Annotated in this window: 19 protein-coding genes and 1 other RNA gene; 15 read left to right on the top strand and 5 right to left on the bottom strand. The window is 62.6% G+C overall.

Annotated features, from left to right (window positions below):
- Window positions 1-33 precede the first annotated feature (33 nt).
- A complete protein-coding gene (locus AC3EC3_RS05280) occupies window positions 34-363 on the top strand; it encodes a TM2 domain-containing protein (RefSeq protein ID WP_488488581.1) in 330 nt (109 codons plus the stop codon).
- Window positions 364-429: 66 nt separating this feature from the next.
- Here AC3EC3_RS05280 and AC3EC3_RS05275 read toward each other — a convergent pair whose 3' ends face one another.
- Window positions 430-2,226: an ABC-F family ATP-binding cassette domain-containing protein gene (locus tag AC3EC3_RS05275; RefSeq protein WP_488488580.1), complete on the bottom strand. Its 1,797-nt coding sequence runs from the start codon at window positions 2,224-2,226 to the stop codon at window positions 430-432.
- 172 nt (window positions 2,227-2,398) lie between these two features.
- On the opposite strand from AC3EC3_RS05275, the gene AC3EC3_RS05270 reads away from it, so the two are divergent.
- The 4 genes from AC3EC3_RS05270 (at window position 2,399) to AC3EC3_RS05255 (ending at window position 5,348) form a co-directional block, all read left to right on the top strand.
- Entirely contained in the window at window positions 2,399-2,725 is a 327-nt protein-coding gene (locus AC3EC3_RS05270; protein WP_488489208.1) for a PepSY domain-containing protein, read from the top strand.
- 140 nt (window positions 2,726-2,865) lie between these two features.
- Entirely contained in the window at window positions 2,866-3,540 is a 675-nt protein-coding gene (locus AC3EC3_RS05265) for a response regulator transcription factor (protein ID WP_260923153.1), read from the top strand.
- Between the two features lie 119 nt (window positions 3,541-3,659).
- Window positions 3,660-4,976, top strand: a complete 1,317-nt coding sequence (locus AC3EC3_RS05260; RefSeq protein WP_488489207.1) for a sensor histidine kinase — start codon at window positions 3,660-3,662, stop codon at window positions 4,974-4,976.
- 168 nt (window positions 4,977-5,144) lie between these two features.
- Window positions 5,145-5,348 (top strand): hypothetical protein, encoded by a 204-nt coding sequence (locus tag AC3EC3_RS05255; RefSeq protein WP_488488579.1) that lies wholly within the window; start codon window positions 5,145-5,147, stop codon window positions 5,346-5,348.
- A gap of 155 nt (window positions 5,349-5,503) precedes the next feature.
- Here the strand turns inward: AC3EC3_RS05255 and AC3EC3_RS05250 are convergent, their stop codons facing one another.
- Window positions 5,504-5,809 carry a chorismate mutase gene (locus tag AC3EC3_RS05250; RefSeq protein WP_488489206.1) on the bottom strand — a complete coding sequence of 102 codons (306 nt, stop codon included), beginning with the start codon at window positions 5,807-5,809 and terminating at the stop codon, window positions 5,504-5,506.
- Between the two features lie 108 nt (window positions 5,810-5,917).
- Between AC3EC3_RS05250 and AC3EC3_RS05245 the strand changes: the two genes are divergently transcribed.
- Both AC3EC3_RS05245 and AC3EC3_RS05240 read left to right on the top strand, forming a co-directional pair.
- Window positions 5,918-6,934, top strand: a complete 1,017-nt coding sequence (locus AC3EC3_RS05245) for a polyprenyl synthetase family protein (protein WP_488488578.1) — start codon at window positions 5,918-5,920, stop codon at window positions 6,932-6,934.
- Window positions 6,935-7,128: 194 nt separating this feature from the next.
- The gene (locus tag AC3EC3_RS05240) at window positions 7,129-7,833 is read left to right on the top strand and encodes a hypothetical protein (protein ID WP_488488577.1); all 705 of its coding nucleotides are present in this window, start codon (window positions 7,129-7,131) and stop codon (window positions 7,831-7,833) included.
- A 24-nt stretch (window positions 7,834-7,857) separates the two neighbouring features.
- On the opposite strand, the gene AC3EC3_RS05235 is transcribed toward AC3EC3_RS05240, so the two are convergent.
- Window positions 7,858-9,960, bottom strand: coding sequence for a putative bifunctional diguanylate cyclase/phosphodiesterase (locus tag AC3EC3_RS05235; RefSeq protein ID WP_488488576.1), 2,103 nt, complete (start codon window positions 9,958-9,960; stop codon window positions 7,858-7,860).
- Here AC3EC3_RS05235 and hrpB point away from each other — a divergent pair.
- From hrpB to ffs, 3 genes are all read left to right on the top strand, one after another.
- Window positions 9,959-12,427, top strand: a complete 2,469-nt coding sequence (gene hrpB / locus AC3EC3_RS05230; RefSeq protein WP_488488575.1) for an ATP-dependent helicase HrpB — start codon at window positions 9,959-9,961, stop codon at window positions 12,425-12,427. The two genes, AC3EC3_RS05235 and hrpB, sit on opposite strands and share 2 nt — an antisense overlap.
- Before the next feature lie 45 nt (window positions 12,428-12,472).
- Window positions 12,473-12,751 (top strand): NADH dehydrogenase ubiquinone Fe-S protein 4, encoded by a 279-nt coding sequence (locus tag AC3EC3_RS05225; protein WP_488488574.1) that lies wholly within the window; start codon window positions 12,473-12,475, stop codon window positions 12,749-12,751.
- 85 nt (window positions 12,752-12,836) lie between these two features.
- An RNA gene (ffs, locus tag AC3EC3_RS05220) (signal recognition particle sRNA small type) lies at window positions 12,837-12,931 on the top strand.
- A gap of 83 nt (window positions 12,932-13,014) precedes the next feature.
- Here the strand turns inward: ffs and AC3EC3_RS05215 are convergent.
- Window positions 13,015-13,491 carry a hypothetical protein gene (locus AC3EC3_RS05215; RefSeq protein ID WP_488488573.1) on the bottom strand — a complete coding sequence of 159 codons (477 nt, stop codon included), beginning with the start codon at window positions 13,489-13,491 and terminating at the stop codon, window positions 13,015-13,017.
- 162 nt (window positions 13,492-13,653) lie between these two features.
- Here AC3EC3_RS05215 and AC3EC3_RS05210 point away from each other — a divergent pair, with 162 nt between their 5' ends.
- The 4 genes from AC3EC3_RS05210 (at window position 13,654) to AC3EC3_RS05195 (ending at window position 19,852) form a co-directional block, all read left to right on the top strand.
- On the top strand, window positions 13,654-15,702 hold the full coding sequence (locus tag AC3EC3_RS05210) for a DNA polymerase III subunit gamma/tau (protein WP_488488572.1): 2,049 nt from the start codon (window positions 13,654-13,656) through the stop codon (window positions 15,700-15,702).
- Window position 15,703: 1 nt separating this feature from the next.
- The gene (locus tag AC3EC3_RS05205; RefSeq protein ID WP_260923133.1) at window positions 15,704-16,039 is read left to right on the top strand and encodes a YbaB/EbfC family nucleoid-associated protein; all 336 of its coding nucleotides are present in this window, start codon (window positions 15,704-15,706) and stop codon (window positions 16,037-16,039) included.
- Window positions 16,040-16,167: 128 nt separating this feature from the next.
- Entirely contained in the window at window positions 16,168-18,567 is a 2,400-nt protein-coding gene (gene lon / locus AC3EC3_RS05200) for an endopeptidase La (RefSeq protein WP_488488571.1), read from the top strand.
- Between the two features lie 259 nt (window positions 18,568-18,826).
- Window positions 18,827-19,852 (top strand): aspartate-semialdehyde dehydrogenase, encoded by a 1,026-nt coding sequence (locus AC3EC3_RS05195; protein ID WP_488488570.1) that lies wholly within the window; start codon window positions 18,827-18,829, stop codon window positions 19,850-19,852.
- A gap of 26 nt (window positions 19,853-19,878) precedes the next feature.
- On the opposite strand, the gene AC3EC3_RS05190 is transcribed toward AC3EC3_RS05195, so the two are convergent.
- A complete protein-coding gene (locus tag AC3EC3_RS05190; RefSeq protein WP_488488569.1) occupies window positions 19,879-20,163 on the bottom strand; it encodes a hypothetical protein in 285 nt (94 codons plus the stop codon).
- Window positions 20,164-20,320: 157 nt separating this feature from the next.
- On the opposite strand from AC3EC3_RS05190, the gene AC3EC3_RS05185 reads away from it, so the two are divergent.
- Entirely contained in the window at window positions 20,321-21,100 is a 780-nt protein-coding gene (locus tag AC3EC3_RS05185) for an alpha/beta fold hydrolase (protein ID WP_488489205.1), read from the top strand.
- Window positions 21,101-21,167: the final 67 nt, after the last annotated feature.

The following is a 21,167-nucleotide window of genomic DNA, read 5'->3' as shown; positions in this document are numbered from 1 at the left end:
ACGGAAATGGTGCTTTAACGCGCGCGTGGCATATTGTTCGAGGACAACAAGGGGAAACTCATGGGTGATGAAAGAGCCGTGCTGGCAAGTGCTCGCGCGCAGATGATGTACGATGCCAACAGGAAGTCGCCGGGTGTGGCGTATCTGCTGTGCATCTTCTTCGGTGGTTTCGGGGCGCACCGGTTCTATCTGGGTTCGAAGCTTGGTGGTGGCCTGCAACTTGGACTGTGGCTGCTGGGCTGGGTCACGTTGTTCATTGCGTGGATTCCGTTGGGAATCTGGATCATCATCGACCTGTTTCTCATCCCCGGCATCGCACGGGAAAAGAACATGGCCCTGGCCGATCACTTTGCGTTCGACTGACGGGGTGACTGACCGGTGACGGAGGGGCTGAGTGCGGTGCTCAGCCCCCTTCGCTCAGCTTTATATTCAGCCTTCCACCTGTTCTGCCAGTTCCAGCCAGCGCTCTTCGGCGGCGTCCTTGTCGGCACGGGCCTTGGCGATGGTGTCGGACAGGCTGGCGAACTTCTTGGGATCGCGGGTGTAGAGTGCCGGGTCGGACATCGCTTCCTCGTCGCGGGCGATGGCGGCTTCCAGTTCCTCGATGCGCTTTGGCAGCAGATCGTAGTCGCGCTGGTCCTTGTACGAGAGCTTGGCCTTCTTGGGCGGCATTGGCGGCGGCGGGGCTGCGCCTTCCGCCTTGGCCTTCTTGGCGGCGCCCGACGTGCGCTCGCGACGCTTGGCCTCCCAGTCGGCATAGCCGCCGACGATCATGTCGACATAGCCCGAACCATCCAGCCCCAGCGTGATGTTCACCGTGCGGTCGAGGAAGTCGCGGTCGTGGCTGACGATCAGCACGGTGCCGTCGTAGTCCGCGATCACTTCCTGCAGGAGGTCGAGCGTTTCGAGGTCGAGATCGTTGGTCGGCTCGTCGAGCACCAGCAGGTTCGAGGTCTGCGCGAATTCGCGGGCGAACAGCAGGCGCGAGCGCTCGCCGCCCGACAGCGTGCCGACCTTGGCCTCGACCAGCGAGGGTTCGAACAGGAAGTCCTTGAGATAGCCGTGGATGTGCTTGCGCACACCGCGCACGTCGATCCAGTCGCTCCCCTCGGCCACCACCTCGCGCACGGTCTTTTCAGGCGCCATGCGGCTGCGTTGCTGGTCGATCACCGTGGCATCGAGCGAGTTCGCCAGCGTGATCGTGCCCGAATCGGGTTCCAGCTCGCCCATGAACAGCTTGAGCAGCGTCGACTTGCCCGAGCCGTTCGCGCCGACGATGCCGATCCGGTCGCCGCGCTGGATGCGGATCGAGAAATCCTTGATGACGGTGCGCTGGGTGTCTCCGGCCCCGAACGCCTTCGTCACCTTCTCGGCGACGATCACCGACTTGGTCTTCGAATCGTCGGCCACCACCGCCAGCTTGGCGGCGCCCTGCGGGCCGACCATCGCCGCGCGTTGCGCGCGCATTTCCCACAGCTTGGCAAGGCGGCCCTGGTTGCGCTTGCGCCGCGCAGTGACGCCGCGTTCCAGCCAGTGCGCCTCGATCTTCAGCTTGGCGTCGAGCTTCTGGGCCGCGCGCGCTTCCTCGGCGTAGACTTCCTCTTCCCACGCTTCGTAGCCGCCGAAGCCGATATCCTTGCGGCGCAGCGAGCCGCGGTCGAGCCACAGCGTCGCATTGGTCAGGCGGGTGAGGAAGGTACGGTCGTGGCTGATGACCACGCAGGCGCCATTGTAGCGCTGGAGCCAGCTTTCCAGCCAGTCGATCGCGGCGAGATCGAGGTGGTTGGTCGGCTCGTCGAGCAGCAGCAGATCGGGCTCGGAGGCCAGCGCGCGGCACAGCGCGGCGCGGCGTCGTTCACCACCCGATGCGCTCCTGGCCTCGCGCGAAAGGTCGATGCCGAGCTGGTCGGCGATCGCCTCCACCTCGTGCCGGGGCGGCGGATTGTCGCCGTGGATCGCGAAGTCGAGCAGCGTGTCGTAGCCGGTGAAGAACGGGTCCTGCTCCAGCGTGACGACGCGGATGCCGGGCTGCACCGAGCGTGTGCCCTTGTCGCCTTCGACGGTGCCGGCGATCAGTTTCAGCAGCGTCGACTTGCCGGCGCCATTGCGCCCGATCAGCGCCAGCCGGTCACGCGGGCCGATATTGATGTCGAGGCCCTGAAAGAGCCAGCCATTGCCCTGGACGAGGCCGAGGTTTTCCCAGCTGAGGATCGGTGCTTGTGCCATGGTGCGCGCCTTACAGGCGAGGAGGCGTCACTGGCAAGCGGGGAGCGGGCGGGTAAACGGGAGCGGGCTATCCCGGTTGTCGCTATAAGATTTCCGACACGATCACCCGTTTCTCCCGCGCGACGATATTCAGCACTTGTTCAATGGTCGGGACTTAGGCACGGACACCATGATGACACCGCGTTCCGGCCTTCTTCTCGCGCTCAGCAGCCTGGCGAGCGTTTCAGCCCTGATGCTTGTCCCGGTCGTTTCGGCGCATGCCGACGATCCGGGGAGGGGCGATCAGGGCGAAGTGCGCAAGGAGCGGCGCGCGGGCAATGTGCGGTCGCTGCGCGAGATCGAGCGCGAGATTCTGCCGCGCATGGCGGGCATGCAGTATCTTGGCCCCGAGTACGATCCGGCGGCCATGGCCTATCGCCTGAAGTTCATCCGCAACGGGCGCGTGTCTTTCGTCGATGTCGATGCCCGCACCGGCCGGATCATCGGCCAGAGCCGCTGAAGCCCCGCGCGGTATTTCCACCTTAGCGGTATTTTCCACCTTGTCTGAACAGCCGCGCAGCTATTGCGCGGTTCGGGCGTTCAACTTGACGCAACACGTCAAGGCGCCCATTTCCAGCTTATCCAACAGGGAGACGGCAATTGCGCATCCTGATCGTCGAGGATGAACCCACACTCGGCAACCAGCTCAAGACCACGCTCGAACAGAACGGCTATGCCGTCGATCTGTCGGTGGACGGTGAGGACGGCCATTTTCTCGGCTCGACCGAAGACTACGACGCGGTGATCCTCGATCTCGGCCTGCCCGAGATCGACGGTCTGACAGTGCTGGGCATGTGGCGCCGCGAAGGCCGCACTTTCCCGGTGCTGGTGCTGACCGCGCGCGACAGCTGGTCGGACAAGGTGGCCGGGCTCGATGCAGGGGCTGACGATTATCTGGCAAAGCCGTTCCAGACCGAGGAACTGATCGCTCGCCTGCGCGCGCTGATCCGTCGTGCCTCGGGCAATACCTCCAGTGAACTGATCGCCGGGCCGGTGCGCTTGGATACCCGTTCGGGCCGCGTGACGCTGTCGGGCGAGCCGGTGAAGCTGACCGCGCAGGAATACAAGCTGCTGTCCTACCTCATGCACCACAAGGGCAAGGTGGTCAGCCGCACCGAACTGATCGAGCATATCTACGATCAGGATTTCGACCGCGATTCGAACACCATCGAGGTTTTCGTCACCCGCATCCGCAAGAAGCTGGGTGCCGACGTTATCACCACGATCCGTGGCCTTGGCTACAGCCTCGACGATCCGGAGGCCCCGCGCGGCTGATCGCGTGACTGCGAGACGCCGGGTAGACCGCAATGCGCAAGGGCGACGCCCAGGAACCTGACGGCACGGGCCGGACTGCGGCGGTGAAAACCGCACGCACCGGCTCGCTCGCCCGGCGTATGATGCTGATCGCGGCGGGGTGGATCTCGATCCTGCTGCTGCTGGGCGGTGTCGCGCTCAACCATACGCTGACCGGGCTGCTGACGCGCAATTTCGACGATCAGCTGGGTTACATGCTCACGGGCATGATCGGCTCTGCGGAAATCGGCCCCGATGGCGAGGTGTTCTTCATCCGTCCGCTGGTCGATCAGCGTTTCCTCGAACCCAACAGCGGCCTCTACTGGCAGGTACGTGCTGCGGGGCATGAGGACGTTCCTTCGCGCTCGCTGTGGGATCGCAGTCTCGACGTTCCGGCGGGAGACTACGACACGCAGTTGCATACCTACAATTCCAAGCAGTTTCCCGGCGAACCGCTGCGGGTGATGGAGCGCGCCGTCGTGCTGCCCGGCAGCGATGCCAAGTGGATGTTCACGGTCGCGGCCAGCCGCACCGAACTCGATGCGCAGATCAAGCCGGTTCGCGCGATCCTGATCTACTCCTTCGTCGCGCTGGGCGTCGGCCTGCTGCTGATGGCGGGCATGCAGACGTGGTACGGTCTGTTCCCGCTGCGTCACGTCCGTCGCGCGATCCAGGCGATGCGGACCACCGGCTCGGCCCGCCTCGACGCGCCGCTTCCCAAGGAAGTCGAGCCGCTGGTGCATGAACTCAACATGCTGATGGCACATACCGACCGGCAGGCCGAGGAAGCGCGCACGCATGCGGGCAATCTCGCCCATGCGCTCAAGACCCCGCTGACGGTGCTCAACAACGCCGCCAGTGCGCAGGCGCCCGATCTGGCGGAAACGGTGTTGCGTGAAGGCGCGGCGATGCGGCGGCATGTCGATCACCATCTGGCCCGCGCCCGTGCGGTCGGTCGCCGCGCGGCAGGGCTTTCGCGCACACCGGTATGGTCCAGCGTGGAGGCGGTGCTACGCGCGGTGGAGCGTCTCTATGAAGAGACGCGATTCGATCTCGACGGCAATCACGACGTTTCGGTTGCGCTGGAAAAGCAGGATCTTGAGGAAATTCTCGGCAACCTGATCGAGAATGCCGCCAAGTACGGTGGCGGCAGCGTGTTCGTGACGGTCGATGCCGTGCCCGGCTCGCCCTTGTGCGAAATCTGGATCGAGGATGACGGCATGGGCATTCCCGAGGCCGAGCGGCATCGCATCTTCGATCGCGGCGCGCGGCTCGACACCGGCAAGCCCGGCACGGGGCTGGGCCTTGCCATCGTGCGCGACGTAGTGCGGATCTATGACGGCGATGCCGAACTCGACGAAAGCGAGGATCTGGGTGGTCTGCTGGTCAAGCTCAAGCTGCCGCGCGCGGCAGCTTGAGCTTGAGCTTGAGCGCAACGAGCAGGTGGGGGCGCCATGCAATCAGGACTGCCCTTTGCACCATCGGGGGATTATGATCGCGCCGCCCATTGCGTGACTGCGCCGAGCTTGGCAGGCGCCGATCCCTGACTGGCCTAGGCCAACAACGAGCAGAAGGAATTTTGGACCATGAGCGAACAGATCAAGCTGTCGCTGACCGCCGACGAGATCGAGATGCTGGTCGATGCGCTGGAAGTCGATCTGGAAGGCTATGCCGAAGCGGCTGACGAAGCACGGGGCAATGGCAGCCGGGATGACGTGGCAACGTTTAATGAGGCCGCCGTACGCATTCAGGCGTTGAAGGCCCGGCTCGAAGCGCTAATCGAACATTGATCTGTCGCTGAGTTTACCGGGAAGGGCGGCAGCATTGCGTTATGCGATGGCTTGCCGCCTCTCGGTACGTCTCAGGTAGGGCTTAGGGTGCTTTTACCCCGCCTTTGCCCGTTTCAGTACGGTACGGGAATTTTTCGATATAATTGCCTGAATTATCAGGTGTTCTTGGCGCGTTCGTGGTGGCGGATCACTTCGTCGATGATGAAGCGCAGGAACTTCTCGCCGAAGTCCGGATCAAGATGGGCGTCCTCGGCAAGGGCGCGAAGCCGCGCGATCTGGCGCTCCTCGCGGCCGAGATCGGAGGCGGGAAGGTCGTGCTCGGCCTTGTAGGCGCCGACCGCCTGCGTGATCCTAAACCGTTCTGCCAGCATGTGAATCAGCGCCGCATCGATGTTGTCGATGCTGGCGCGATAGCCGGCGAGAACCGGGTCCGGAGCGGTGGTCTGGGCTTCCTGTGTCATCGCGCCGAGCGCTAGCACGGCTTTGTCCCCCGTTCCAGACGCTCCAAACCCACATTCGGCAGCATTCGCTCTTGCGTTGTCGCGCTGCAACGCGCAATGCCCGGGACGATGAGTGCAGATGTCGTCCCCCTGCAGACGCGCAGGCAGCAGCCCTCCCTCGCTCCCATGCTGGCGCTGACCGCGCCGGGCATGAACAGCGTCAACGCCGTGATTCTCGATCGCATGCAGAGCGAGATTCCGCTGATTCCCGCGCTTGCCGGGCATCTGATATCGGGCGGAGGCAAGCGCATGCGGCCGATGCTGATGGTCGCTGCTGCGGAACTTTGCGGTTATCAGGGGACACGTCATCATAAGCTGGCAGCGGCGGTGGAGTTCCTCCACACCGCAACGCTGCTGCACGATGATGTCGTGGATGGTTCGGATATGCGTCGCGGCAAGGCGGCGGCCAATATCGTCTTCGGCAATCCGGCCACGGTGCTGGTGGGCGACTTCCTGTTTACCCGCGCTTTCGAGCTGATGGTCGAGGACGGCAGCCTCAAGGTTCTCAAGGTCTTTTCGAAGGCCAGTTCGATCATCGCCGAGGGCGAGGTCGATCAGTTGACCGCACAGCGCCGGATCGACACCAGCGAAGAGCATTATCTCGGCATCATCGGCTCCAAGACGGCGGCGCTGTTCGCTGCGGCCACTCGCATTTCCGCCATCGTCGCGGAAAAGAGCGAGGCCGAGGAAATGGCGCTGGATGCCTATGGCCGCAACCTCGGCATCGCCTTCCAGCTTGTCGACGATGCCATCGATTACGATTCGGACGTCACCGAATCGGGTAAGGACAAGGGCGACGATTTCCGGGAGGGAAAGATGACGCTTCCGGTCATTCTGGCCTATGCGCGCGGCAATGCCGAAGAACGCAAGTTCTGGGAAGAAGCCATCGCCGGTTTCCGCACCGAGGACCGCGATCTGGCGCATGCCGTCGAACTCATCAATCGCCATGGCTGCGTTGAGGAAACACGTGAGCGTGCCCGGCTTTATGCGCGGCGCGCAGTCGATGCCATCGCCGGTTTTCCGGCAGGTGAAGCCCGTTCCGCGATGGTCGAAGCCGTCGAGTTCGCGGTAGCTCGCCGCTACTGACGGGGTGATGGTCGCAAGGGGGGCTGGCGGGCCGATCTGCGACCATTTGCAAAAGTGTAACGGTGGTGACGAAATCGTCCGGGCCGGATTGTTCGGTCTGGTGCGTGAGGATAATCAGGCCCGCAATGTTTCTCGAATCCGAACCGGGCGCACGTGGCTATCAGCCCGGCTCACCGCGACAGCGCGCTATCTCCATGGCCCTTTCGCTGGCCATTATCCTGCTCGTCCTGCTGGCGGCGATCTTGGGAGGCACGGTTGTGCCCAACCTGATCCACCAGTCCAATCCGACGACGTTCGACATCGCACCGGGCAAGACGAACAAGTCGAAGAGCAAGGAAAAGGCGTCCAACGTCAAGCAGACCAAGCCGGAGGTCAAGAAGCACGAGAACACGCATGAGAAGACGCCTTCGCAGGCGCCCGTGCCGACGCCGGATGTGAAGGCGGACAAACCGCCGCCACTCAGCTTCATCAAGATGTCGAGCCAGGACTTCGCGTCGGCCGATATTGCGGGTCTTCCCAAGGCAGGAGGCTCGTCCTCTGCCAGCAAGAGCACCGGCGGTGGTGCGAGCTATGGTCCGGGCGAGGGGCCTGGCGGCGAAATCCTCTATAATGCGGAATGGTATCGCGAGCCGACCAATGCCGAACTGGCAACGTATGTTCCGGCCAAGGCGCCGGGTACGGGTTGGGGAATGATCGCGTGCCAGACGGTCGAGCATTTCCATGTCGAGAATTGCCAGATCATCGGGCAGGGGCCGCAAGGCTCGGGCTATGGTCGCGCCGTTCTGGACGCCTCATGGCAGTTCCTGGTGAGGCCGCCGCGCGTCAACGGCAAGGAACAGGTTGGTGCCTGGGTCCGGATTCGCATCGACTATTCGTCCAGCGGCACGCGGCTTCATTAAGTTTCGGCTATGAAGACCGGAGGTCTAGCCGAACCGGTTGCGGGGATGAGGCGAGGCTGTGGGCGCAGGGGCAAGCAGTCGCAGTATGTCGGCCATTTCGAGCGGCCGGTGCATGTAGTAGCCTTGGGCAAGGGTGAAGCCGCCAAGGCGTGCGCCGATGAGTTGGCTTTCTGTTTCAATTCCCTCGATCACGCAATCAAGGGACAACGCCCGTGCAAGATTACGGATGGCTGCGATAAGCCTACGCCCCGATGGTTCGTCCAGGCGAGTGGCGAAGCTGCGGTCGATCTTGACGATATCCAGCGGCAGCATGTGTAGCGATGAAAGGCTCGAATAGCCCGTTCCGAAATCGTCCAGCGCAATCTGTGCGCCCACTGCGCGCAGACGACGCAAGGCGACTTCTGCGGCTTCGATCTCAGCGATGAGCGAGCTTTCCGTGATCTCGAACACCAGGCGATGCGCGAGGTGATGCTCCTGTCCGATGCGCGAGAGCAGCGCCTCGATCGTTCCCGGATCGCCAAGATCGATACCGGAAAGGTTGAACGATAGGCGAACGCTGGCCGGTAGTCTGGCCAGTGAAACCAGCGCCTTGTCGAACAGCGTCAACGTTACTTCGCGGGCCCGGCCGACACGCTCTGCGGTCTGGATAAGCTGTTCCGGCGAAACCACGCCAAGGCGAGGGGATGTCCAGCGGGCCAATCCCTCCACGCTCACCACCTCAAGTGTGTCGGTATAGACGATCGGCTGAAACACCAGCCGAAGTTCGTGTTGCAGATCGGCGCCTTGCAGGGCGGCCTCCAGAGCCTGTTCGGTGCGAATCAGGTTTTCCAGTTCGCCGGAGAAGCGAACACATTGGCCGCGTTTCTGGTTCTTTGCGTGATAGAGGGCAAAGTCGGCACGATCATAAAGCGCGTGGGCTGTCGTTCCAGCCTGCGGGAAAACGACCAATCCGGCAGAGCATCCTACCGAAACTCCCAGATCGCCCAGCCGGACGGGGGCACGGACCGCAGTGCACAGCGAGTTTGCGATGGCTTCCGCTTTATCCGCGCTGCCGTTGATGATCAGTCCGAACTCGTCGCCGCCGAGGCGTGCGACGATCACGTCGTCGGGACGCGAAGACTGCAGTCGTTCACCGATGATCTGCAGAAGTCTGTCACCTTGCGCATGGCCGTGCGTGTCGTTGATCGGCTTGAAACGGTCCAGATCGATCAAGCCCACGCAGAAGCTGTGATCCGCGCTGGCCTGCTCGATCATCGAATCGAGCATGGCGAAAAAGAAACGGCGATTGGGAAGACCTGTAAGGGCATCGGTCTCGGCAAGACGGGCATTTTCCGTGCCGAGCGCCTGCGCCTGACGCCGCTTGCGGTGAAGGTCACGTTGCGCCAGTTCAAGATCGACGAAGCCGTGATAGCTGTCGTTCAGCAATTTCAGGATCATGGCTGCGACAAGGCCGATGTTGATTGCGATGGCGATCAGGATTTCGGTCTGCTGGAGCAGCGCGTACACAAGGAACGTGCCGATTACCGTCACGCCGACCAGGGTCGCAGCTAGTGGCAGGTAATTAAGACAAAAGATGCAGCCAAGGACGGTAACGGCCACGTAGATGACGACATGGCCGTGCTCCCAAGCGTTGCCATACTGGTCCAGCCCCAGTGCCCAGGTCACGAAGCCGATCGCCAGCGCTACGGCCACCGCCACGGCGCTGCGCAGTTTCGCTTCAACCTTTGCCACGGCCAGATCTTCGGCACGAATCGGTGTCAGCCACATGGCCATGCGGACCAGAGTGGCCAGAATGAGAACCGTCGGGACGGTGACTGTCAGGGTAGTGGGGGCAACCGCGCGGTGCGTATATGCCAGAATCACGGAATTGGTCACCAGCAACCCGTAAAGCCAGGGAATTTGATCGCGCAGGCGCAGGAACTGGGCAACGGGCAGCGGTAGCTGGCCGGCGGGGTGGATCACGTGCTCGCGCGGACGCATAAAGGAGATAAGTCGAAAGAACACGATCATTGCATTTATCGACCAAACATTGAAAAAAAGTGCACGCGGGTCTCGCGGAACGGGCGGGAATGGCCGTATGTGACAATTTGTGAACTGCCCATCGAGAGGGTATGGGGCGCAAGCCATGAGCGCTGTCGATCAAACCCTTCCCGTTCACACTGTGCTTCCGGCACTTCTCTCAGTTCTTCGCATGCAGAATTCGGCAGTGCTGATCGCGCCTCCAGGGGCAGGCAAGACGACGACTGTCGGACCGGCGTTGCTGAGCGAATCCTGGTGCGAAGGAACGGTGGTCTTGCTGTCTCCGCGCAGGGTCGCTGCCCGTGCCGCTGCCGAGCGAATGGCCGAACTACTGGGAGAAAACGCGGGCGAAACGATCGGTTACGCGACCCGCCTCGATACCCGCCGCTCGGCGCGTACGCGGGTGATGGTGATGACGGAGGCGATTTTTGTCGCCACCATCCTTGCCGACCCGGAACTTGGCGGGATCAGTGCGGTATTGTTCGATGAAGCCCACGAACGGCATCTCGACAGCGATCTGGGGCTGGCACTGGCCATCGAAACGCAAGCCGTACTGCGCGAGGATCTGCGGATAGTGGTGATGTCCGCGACCATCGATGGCGCCCGTTTTGCCGATCTTCTGGGGCCAGACACGCCGCTGATCGAAAGCGAGGGGCGCGCCTGGCCATTGGAGGTCCGTTGGCTGGGAAGCGTTGCCGATGAGCGCGTGGAGGACGCGATGACAAGGGCAGTGCTTGCCGCATGGCGGGAGCAGGACGGGGATATTCTCGCGTTTCTTCCGGGTGTTCGCGAAATCGACCGAACGAAGGAACGTCTTGGCGAGCGATTGCCCTCGGCGGTGATCCTCCCGCTCCATGGGCAGTGCGATCCGGCAGCCCAGCGTCAGGCGATCCGGAAAGACCCGGAAGGTCAGCGGCGTATCGTTCTGGCAACAGCGATCGCCGAAACATCGCTGACGCTGGAGGGGGTTTCGGTCGTCGTCGACAGCGGTCTAAGTCGCCGGGCAGAATTTGACCGTGCAGCGGGTGTAACCCGCCTTGTTACCCACCGATCGAGCCAAGCATCTGCAGGACAGCGTGCCGGGCGTGCGGCCCGGCAGGGGCCGGGGACAGCCTATCGGTTATGGGCTGAAGCTGCACATGCCGGCCGACCGGGCTTCGATGCGCCGGAGATCGTCACCAGTGACCTTGCGCCGCTGACGCTCTCTCTGGCTTCGTGGGGGACAGCCGATGCGCAGGCCATGGCGTGGCTGGATGTGCCGCCGCCGGCATCGCTCGACGTGGCTCGAGAACGCCTTGTCGCACTTGGCGCGCTGGATACGGAGGGGCGGATCACGGCGTTCGGGCGCAAGGTCGCAACGCTGCCGATGGAGCCTTCGCAAGCGGCCATGATCCTTCGTGCGACGGAGAGAGGGGCTGGCCGCACGGCAGCGCGCCTGGCGATGCTCTTGCAGGAACGCGGACTTGGCGGGCGCAGCGAGGATCTGGGGCAGCGTTTGTCTCGCTGGAATGCCGATCGCTCGTCTCGTGCCGATGCTTCGCGCAAGCTGGCCGATGGATGGGCGCGGCGTGCAGCGGGCCTTTCGGGCGCTGTTCTCGAAGTTCAGGACGATATCCCGCTGGGTATCCTTCTTGCTTTCGGCCGCCCCGATATGGTCGCGCGCCGTCGTGATACGGGAGGCGAGCATTGGCTTTCCGCCGGCGGGCGCGGCTACGTGCTCGATCCGGCCTCGCCGCTTGCGGCGCGTGAATGGCTTGTCATCGGCGATGCGCAAGGTCAGGCTAAGGGCGCGCGGATACTTGCCGGCGTTTCGCTCGACGATGGTGAGGCCGAGCAGTGGCTCGCAACTGACGTGCAGCGTCGTTCGGTGCTGCGCTGGAATGCGCAGGATGGGCGTGTCGAAGCACGGCTCGAGCGGCGGCTTGGCGTCATCACGCTGGCAAGTGGCCCGGATCCTGCGCCGTCGCCGTCCGCCATCACTGCCTTCGTGCTGGAACGGATACGCGTCGAGGGCCTGGATCTGGTGCCTTTCGGAAAGCCCGCGCTGACACTTCTCAAGCGGGCGCGATATGCCGGCGTTGAGGCTCTGGGGCAAGCGGCACTGATGCAGGATCTGGAGGGGTGGCTTGGGCCATTGCTGGGGCGGCGTCTCGATTCGCTTGATAACGGCGCCGTGTACGAGGCCCTGCGAAACCGGATGACATGGGACGAGCAACAGGCGCTTGATCGTCTTGCGCCTGCCTCGTTCACCAGCCCCGCAGGCACCACCCATGCGATTGATTACGAAGACGAGGGCGGGCCCAGCATCGAAGTGCGCGTACAGGCTTTGTTTGGTCTCGATCGCCATCCCGGATTTGGCCGTCCGGAACAGCCGTTGCTGTTAAAACTGACCTCGCCTGCCGGTCGTCCTATTCAGTCGACGAAAGACCTGCCAGGATTCTGGCGGGGGTCATGGCGCGATGTGCAGCGCGATATGAAGGGACGTTATCCCCGGCACCGCTGGCCGGACGAGCCTTGGACAGAAGATCCCAGCCTCAAGACGCGCAATGCATTCGAGGCAACGCGTAAGCGGTAATTTGCGTCTTGATTTGCATGCCGATTCGGAGGCAAGGAACCAGTCATGAGTGCACGCATCTTTCAGCGCCCCAAGAACGCCATGCAGTCTGGGAAAGCGCTTCTCGCCGAGTGGATCCTCGAATTTGCGCCGGCAGACGCGCAGAAGCCTGATCCTTTGACCGGTTGGGCTGGCTCGATGGACACGCAGCGTCAGGTGCAACTCAAGTTCCAGGATGTCGAGGCGGCCAAGGCTTATGCCGACAAGTACGGCATTGAGGCTGAAGTGCATGCAACCCCGCCCCGCCGCCTGAAGATTCAGGCCTATGCGGACAACTTCCGCTAAGGTTTCGTCAGCTCCCCACGGCCAGACTTGAATGTAAGTGGGTAGTGGGGCTGGACAAACCTTTTCGGCTCGCTCATAGGGCGCGCCGGGAGTCGGTCGGACGTTTGCGTTCGCCAATCTGGTCAGGTCCGGAAGGAAGCAGCCACAACGGATTGCGGCGGGTCGTCCGGCTCCTTCAAACGCTCATGCTATGATGAGCACGCCAAAAGGCCGCGTCATGACGCGGCCTTTTGCTGTTTCGGGATAAGGCGATTTGGGTTGGCTCAGGCGCCAGTCTTGCCAATGCCTGCGTCGAAGACATCCCAAATTCGCTGAGATGCCGCGAGCATGGCGGAAAATCCTTGCGAGACATGGGCTGTCGCCACGCATGCGCCCGCTCCGCGAGGGTCGGCCTTCAGCTTTTCGTACCAGGGCTGGGTCTCGTCCCAGGCATGCTGTCCGGCCGCGACGGCTTCTCGTACGGTCGCCGACCCGCCAAGCTGGTGCATCAGCACACCTCTTTCCTCGACATTCATCTTCGAGGCGTTGAACCGCGCGACAAGCGCTTCCTGACGCGCGACACCGTAAGAGCGAATGGCGTTCTCGATTTCGCCCGAGGCGAAGTTCGCAGCGATGGCATCTCGTGCGCGATCTGGATTCTGGCAATCCGTCACGCTGAATTGCGGGATCTCGGGCGGCGTAGGGATGGTCGCCGTGGCTGCTGCGGGTGTCAGCGTCATCATGAGGAGAGCGAGGATCATCGAGAGCTGTTTCCTGAATATGTTCGGCCAGATCGGCGCGTTTTCCCGGCTGACTGCTGCGGCGCAATGTTCGGCTTGGCAAGCCTGCCTCTAACAAACCCGGCATGAACGCCAGCCCAAGGCCTGACAATTGCCTCGCCAGCGCCTAGTCTGGCAGATGCAATGAGCGATTCACACGATACCGACGGCCAGACGCCGCCTTGGCACGACGATATGTTCGCCGCGCTGCCCGACTCGTCGGCGAGCGATGAGGGCGAGGCGGCGCCCAGCAAGGCAGACCTTGAAGCGGCGGGGCAGTTCTCCATGTTCGGGGAGCCCGCACCGATGCCCGCCGAGGTGCCAGCACCTGCCCCGGAAAAATCTCCCGAGCCTGTCATGGAGGGTGCTGCCCCAGCTGAGCCGCAGGAGGCGCCGGTCGCTGTGCCGGCGGCGAAAGTGGAGCCCAGCGCGCTCCCGGAAGCTGAACCCGATCTCGACGAAGCTGAAAGTCTCCCTGCGCAGGTGCCGGTTGCGAAGCAGCCTCTGCAAGAGGCCGCTGCAAAAGTTCCGGAGGCTCTCCCGGACAAGGCCGCGCAGCCTTACCGTGTGCTGGCACGTAAGTATCGCCCGCAGACTTTCGCCGAACTGATCGGGCAGGAAGCAATGGTTCGCACGCTGGCCAATGCGATCAAGCGCGATCGACTGGCGCATGCTTTCCTCATGACCGGCGTGCGCGGGGTCGGCAAGACATCGACCGCGCGGCTCATCGCCAAGGCGCTGAACTGCATCGGTCCGGACGGGCAGGGTGGCCCGACGATCGATCCCTGCGGTGTCTGCGAGCCCTGTCGTGCGATCGCGGAAGGGCGCCATATCGATGTGATCGAGATGGACGCGGCAAGCCACACCGGCGTCGACGATGTGCGCGAAATCATCGAGGCGGTGCGCTATGCCGCCGTTTCAGCGCGTTACAAGATTTACATCATCGATGAAGTTCACATGCTGTCACGCAATGCTTTCAATGCCTTGCTCAAGACACTTGAGGAACCGCCTGCGCATGTGAAGTTCCTCTTCGCGACGACCGAGGTGGACAAGCTGCCAGTCACGGTGCTCTCGCGCTGCCAGCGCTTCGACCTTCGCCGGATTCCCAGCGCCATGCTGGCCGAGCACTTTGGGAAGATCTGCGAACTCGAAGGTGTCGAGGCTGAAGGCGAGGCACTGGCGATGGTCGCTGCCGCTGCCGAGGGTTCGGTGCGTGATGGACTTTCGATCCTCGATCAGGCGATCGCCCATGCCGACCTTGACGGCGAGGGCAAAGTGCAGGCTGTGCGCGTACGCGACATGCTGGGGCTTTCGGACAAGAGCACGCAGCGCCGACTGGTCAGCGCGCTGCTCGACGGCGATGGCGCTGGCGTGCTGGAAGTCGTGACGCACCAGTATTCGCTGGGTGTCGAGCCGGTTTCGATCCTGCGGGGGCTCATGGAACTGACGCACCGCATCGCGGTGGCGCAGGTGAGCGGGAATGCCGCCGATGCCCCGGCCAGTGAGGAGCGCGAGGCGATCGAGGGATGGGCGAAAACCCTTCGGGCCGGGCAGGTCCATCGCCTGTGGCAACTGCTGATAAAGGGGCATGACGAGGTCAAGTCGGCGCCTGATCCGCTGGTCGCTGCGCAGATGGCACTGCTGCGGATCATGCATGCAGCCGATATGCCCGATCCCGGGGCGCTGGTGCGCAAGCTGGAAGAGATTGCGTCTCGCGCGCCCGCGCCTGCAGCCATGACGGCGAATGACGCGGTAGGGGGCGGAGTGGCAACGACGGCCCCGCAAGGCACAAGTGCCGTCGTGCCGCAGTGGGAAGCGCTGGTCGACGATGTAGAGCATATCGGCGAGATGTCGACCGCGAACACCATGCGCATGCAGGTGAGGGTGGTGGAACTGGCACCGGCGCTGCTCCGCTATGCGCAGCCGCCCGGTTTCAACGAGGATATTGCCGCGCTCATGCGCAATGCGCTGGGCAAGGTCACGGGCGAACGCTGGCAGGTTGAGCGTGTTACCGGTGAAGAGGGCGTTCCCACCCTTGTCGAGCAGGCCGAAGGCCGCAAGGCAGAGGCGGGCGCGGCGCTTGTCGCGCATCCGCTGGTTCAGGCAACTCTGGCCGCGTTCCCCGAAGCTGAAATGATTGAAGACGAGCGTCCCGCTGCCATCGGCGGTGGACGACGCCAATGGAGACGATGACATGAAGTCGATGGAAGAGATGATCCAGGCCGCACAGCAGGCTGCCGAGACGATTCAGAAGCAGATGAACGAGACGCAGGCCAAGCTGGACAAGATGGAAGTCGAAGGGCTTTCGGGCGGCGGCCTGGTGAAGATCCGCTGCTCGGCAAAGGGCCGGGTTATCGGCGTTTCGGTCGATGAAAGCCTGATGAAGGTCGAGGAAAAGCAGATGCTCGAAGACCTGATCGCGGCGGCCTACAACGATGCCCGCACCAAGGCGGATTCGGTTGCCAACGAGGAACTTGGCAAGGCACAGCAGGGCATGGGTCTGCCGCCGGGCTTCAAGATGCCGTTCTGATGACGCATTTGCGTCGGTTTAGGCGCATGGTGCATTGCACTGCTACGGTGAAGCCCCATATTCTCCCGGCAAGCCGGGGGTAACTCCGGGCTTTCCGGCCTTCCGGGCCGGCACCTGATGGATTGGATATGTCTGTGAATTTGCTTCCCCTTCTGCCTCTTCGCGACATCGTCGTGTTTCCGGGCATGGTGGTTCCGCTCTTCGTCGGTCGCGACAAGTCGGTGGCCGCGCTCGAGGCCGCCATGGCAGGCGACAAGGATATCTTCCTGCTCGCGCAGCTCGATCCCGGCTGTGACGATCCCGATCGTGACGATCTTTACGATACCGGCGTGATCGCCAGCGTGCTGCAACTGCTCAAGTTGCCGGACGGCACCGTGCGCGTGCTCGTCGAAGGCAAGGAGCGCGCCGCGCTCGAAAGCCTGGGCACCGAGCAGGGCGCCGAAGGCGAGATGCTGGTTGCGCAGGTCGAGCTGATCGATGCCATCGAGGCGGAAGGCACTGAAGTTTCCGCGATGATGCGCACGGTCGTCGAACAGTTCGGTGAATATGCCAAACTGTCGAAGAAGCTGTCGCAGGACGCAGGCGAGCAGTTGGGCGAGATCGAGGACGCGGCAAAGCTCGCGGATACGGTTGCAGCGCAGCTTACTGCCAAAGTGTCCGACAAGCAGGCGGTGCTGTCCGAGCCCGATCCGCTCAAGCGGCTCGAGATGGTCTACTCCTTCATGGAGGGCGAACTCGGTGTGCTGCAGGTCGAGCGCAAGATCCGTGGCCGTGTGAAGCGGCAGATGGAGAAGACGCAGCGCGAATATTACCTCAACGAACAGCTCAAGGCGATCCAGTCCGAGCTGGGCGGTGAGGGCGATGAGGCCAACGAGCTTCTCGAACTGCAGGACAAGATCGAGAGCACCAAGCTTTCGAAGGAAGCGCGTGAGAAGGCTAACGCTGAACTCAAGAAGCTGCGCTCGATGCAGCCGATGAGCGCCGAAGCGACGGTAGTGCGCAACTATCTCGACGTGTTGCTGGGGCTTCCCTGGGGCAAGAAGAGCAAACTCAAACGCGACATTTCGGCCGCGCAGGATGTGCTCGATGCCGATCACTATGCACTCGACAAGGTCAAGGACCGGATCATCGAGTATCTGGCGGTGCAGGCGCGTACAAACAAGCTGAAGGGGCCGATCCTGTGCCTCGTCGGGCCGCCGGGTGTGGGCAAGACCTCGCTGGGCAAGTCGATTGCGAAGGCAACCGGGCGCGAGTTCATTCGTCAGTCGCTGGGCGGCGTGCGCGACGAGGCCGAGATTCGTGGTCATCGCCGTACCTATATCGGCTCGCTGCCGGGCAAGATCGTCAGCAATCTGAAGAAAGCCGGTAAGTCCAACCCGCTGTTCCTGCTCGACGAGATCGACAAGCTGGGGCAGGATTTTCGCGGTGATCCGGCCTCGGCGCTGCTTGAGGTGCTTGACCCAGAACAGAACGCCAAGTTCCAGGATCACTATCTCGAACTCGACATCGACCTGTCGGACGTGATGTTCGTGTGTACCGCGAACAGCCTGAACCTGCCGCAGCCACTGCTCGATCGTATGGAGATCATCCGTCTCGAAGGCTACACCGAGGATGAGAAGGTCGAGATCGCCGAGCGCCATCTGGTACGCAAGCAGGTGGAGGCGCACGGCCTGAAGAAGGGCGAGTTCACGCTGACGCAGGAGGGCCTTCGTGACCTCATCCGCTACTACACCCGCGAGGCTGGTGTGCGTACGCTGGAGCGCGAAGTGGCGCGTCTGGCCCGCAAGTCGCTGCGCCAGATTCTCGAAAGCAAGACCACCAGCGTCACGATCACGCCGGAAAATCTTGCCGACTATGCCGGTGTCCGCAAGTTCCGCCACGGGGTGTCCGAAGAGGAGCATCAGGTCGGTGCGGTGACGGGCCTTGCCTGGACCGAGGTGGGCGGCGAACTGCTGACCATCGAGGCGGTGACAGTGCCCGGCAAGGGACAGATCAAGGCGACCGGCAAGTTGGGTGAAGTGATGAACGAGTCGATCCAGACCGCGTTCAGCTTCGTGAAGGCTCGCGCGCCTGCCTATGGCATCAAGCCTTCGGTGTTCAACCGCAAGGACATCCACATCCACCTGCCCGAAGGCGCGGTGCCCAAGGATGGCCCTTCGGCGGGCATCGGCATGGTGACCTCGATCGTCTCGACGCTGACCGGTGTGCCGGTGCGTAAGGATATCGCCATGACCGGCGAAGTCACCCTGCGTGGCCGTGTGCTGCCGATCGGTGGCCTCAAGGAAAAGCTGCTGGCAGCGCTGCGTGGCGGCCTGACCACGGTGCTGATCCCGGAGGACAACAGCAAGGATCTCGCCGAAATACCCGATAACGTGAAGCAGGGGCTGGAGATCATTCCCGTCAGTCACGTCGATCAGGTTCTCGCAAAGGCGCTCACCGAAACCTTGACCGAGATCGAATGGACAGAGGCCGACGAACTGGCGGCTGCTCCTGTCCAGGCCCCGGCCGCGAGTGCGACAGCACACTGACCAGATAGCCCCTCAGGACAAATTCGAAGCAGCCGGTTCGAAGGGATCGGCTGCTTTCGTTTGAAGGGCACTCTGCATGTACTACGGGCAAAAATTTGCCCGTAACTATAGTTCGCTGGGAAATATTTGATCGCCGACGGCGGGATAATGCGCAAGCATTGGAAAAGTGCGCTTGTCAGTGTGCTGCATCCCCTGTAACGGCGCGCGTTCACGAGTGCATTGCCGCCTCGTGGTATCGAAGATGATGAAGGAACTTGAAATGGGTTACCGGGTAGCCGTCGTCGGCGCGACCGGAAATGTCGGTCGCGAAATGCTCAACATCCTTGCCGAGCGCGAATTCCCCTGCGACGAGATCGCAGCGGTAGCTTCGTCGCGTTCGACCGGTATTGAGATTGAATACGGCGAGACCGGTAAAAAACTCAAGGTCAAGAACATCGAGCACTTCGATTTCACGGGCTGGGATATCGCGCTGTTCGCGGCTGGTTCGGAACCTACCAAGATCTATGCCCCCAAGGCCGCTGCGCAGGGCTGCGTGGTGATTGACAACTCGTCGCTCTATCGCATGGACCCGGACGTGCCGTTGATCGTGCCGGAAGTGAACCCGGATGCGATCGATGGTTACACCGCGCGCAATATCATCGCCAATCCGAACTGCTCGACGGCACAGCTGGTCGTCGCGCTCAAGCCGCTGCACGATCGCGCGAAGATCAAGCGCGTCGTCGTCTCGACCTACCAGTCGGTATCGGGCGCAGGCAAGGCGGGTATGGACGAACTGTTCGAGCAGAGCCGCGCGATTTTCGTCGGCGATCAGGCCGAGCCCAAGAAGTTCACCAAGCAGATCGCCTTCAACGTGATCCCGCACATCGACGTCTTCCTGGATGATGGTTCGACCAAGGAAGAGTGGAAGATGGTCGTGGAAACCAAGAAGATCCTTGATCCGAAGATCAAGCTGCAGGCGACCTGCGTGCGCGTGCCGGTGTTCGTCGGTCACTCCGAAGCGGTGAACATCGAGTTCGAGGAAGAGCTTTCGGCTACCGAGGCGCAGGATATCCTGCGTGAAGCGCCGGGCATCATGCTCGTCGACAAGCGTGAGGACGGCGGTTACGTCACCCCGATCGAATGTGTGGGCGACGGCGCGACCTATATCAGCCGCGTCCGTGAGGACTCGACGGTTGAGAACGGGCTGACGCTGTGGTGCGTATCCGATAACCTGCGCAAGGGCGCGGCGCTGAACGCGGTGCAGATTGCCGAACTGCTGGGGCGCCGTCACCTCAAGAAGGGCTGATCTTTTTTAGATAATGCCCTGAGAAATCAGGCAAGAGGCTCGCCGGCGTGGTTGTTGGCGGGCCTTTTGTATGTTCGCAGCGCGATAATTCCGTTGCGCAACCGCAGGACAATGATCCCCGCAAGGTAAAGCGCCGGCAGCGCATAACACAGGCCGAAGATGGCCAGCCACACCAGACCTTCGGCTGTCCCCGCCAGATCGAGCGGAGGCGGCCACAGATTGGTGTGGGCGAGTATTAATGCGCCTGCGACGAGGCCCGGCAGTACAAATATGCCCCAGACCTGCATCACGCCTTTCGTGATCCTCTCCATCGCGGATGGATGCGCGTGCGAGGGCTGATCATCAAGAGCGACTGGCGGCCAACCAAGTCCAGATCGGAACGGCTTTCTTCATGCGCGCATGGCCTTGCATTCGCTGGCACAGGCGATCAAGGGACGGGCAATTGCTGCATACCCCTTGGAGATCAACATGAACGCGCCTGCCAGTGGAATCGAGACGACTTTCCTCGAAGGCTACGCCGGGACCAGGCTGGCGCTGCATACCATCGGGGACAGCGGCGCGCGCCCGCTGGTGCTGCTCCACGGCCTGTTCTCCAGTGCCGAGGTGAACTGGATTAAGTTCGGCAATGCGCGCATTCTGGCGGATGCGGGGTTCGAGGTGTTCATGCCGGACTTGCGCGCGCACGGGCAGAGCGAAGCGCCGCACGATCCGGCCGCGTACCCCGCAGATGTACTGGTGCGCGATCTGAAGACGGTGATTACTGCGCTAGGCCTCGACGGTGCGACTTATGATCTCGGCGGATTCTCGCTCGGCGCTCGTACGGTGGTTCGCGGGGTGCTGGAAGGGCTGACGCCTGAGCGGCTGGTGTTGGGCGGCATGGGCCTGACCGGGCTTTCCGGCTGGGCGCGTCGCAGCGCGCATTTCATCGATGCGATTGACCGTTTCGGAACCATCGAGCGCGGCGACAAGGCTTATGTGGCGCAGGTTTTCATGAAGAGCCAGGGAATCGACCGGGTGGCGGCGCGTCTGCTGCTGGGCTCGGTCGACGATACCGGCCCGGATGCCATCGGGCGCATCGCCATGCCGACCTTGTGTGTCGCCGGGGCGGACGATCATGACAACGGATCTGCGCCGGATCTCGCTGCTGCGCTGCCGCAAGGGACTTATATCGAGACGCCGGGCAATCACATGTCGTCGGTAACGTTCAAGGATCTTGGCCGGGCAATTGTCGAGTATCTTCAGGACTGAACACGGGCAAAAGTTCGCCGTGCTGCAAGAAAATCTTTGCCATAGACCAGATGACGCATCGCACCAC

It is taken from the genome of Novosphingobium sp. BAM6 (assembly GCF_057784955.1).
Note: the sequence above shows the minus strand (reverse complement) of the source record. Positions and strands in the feature narration are given on the sequence as shown.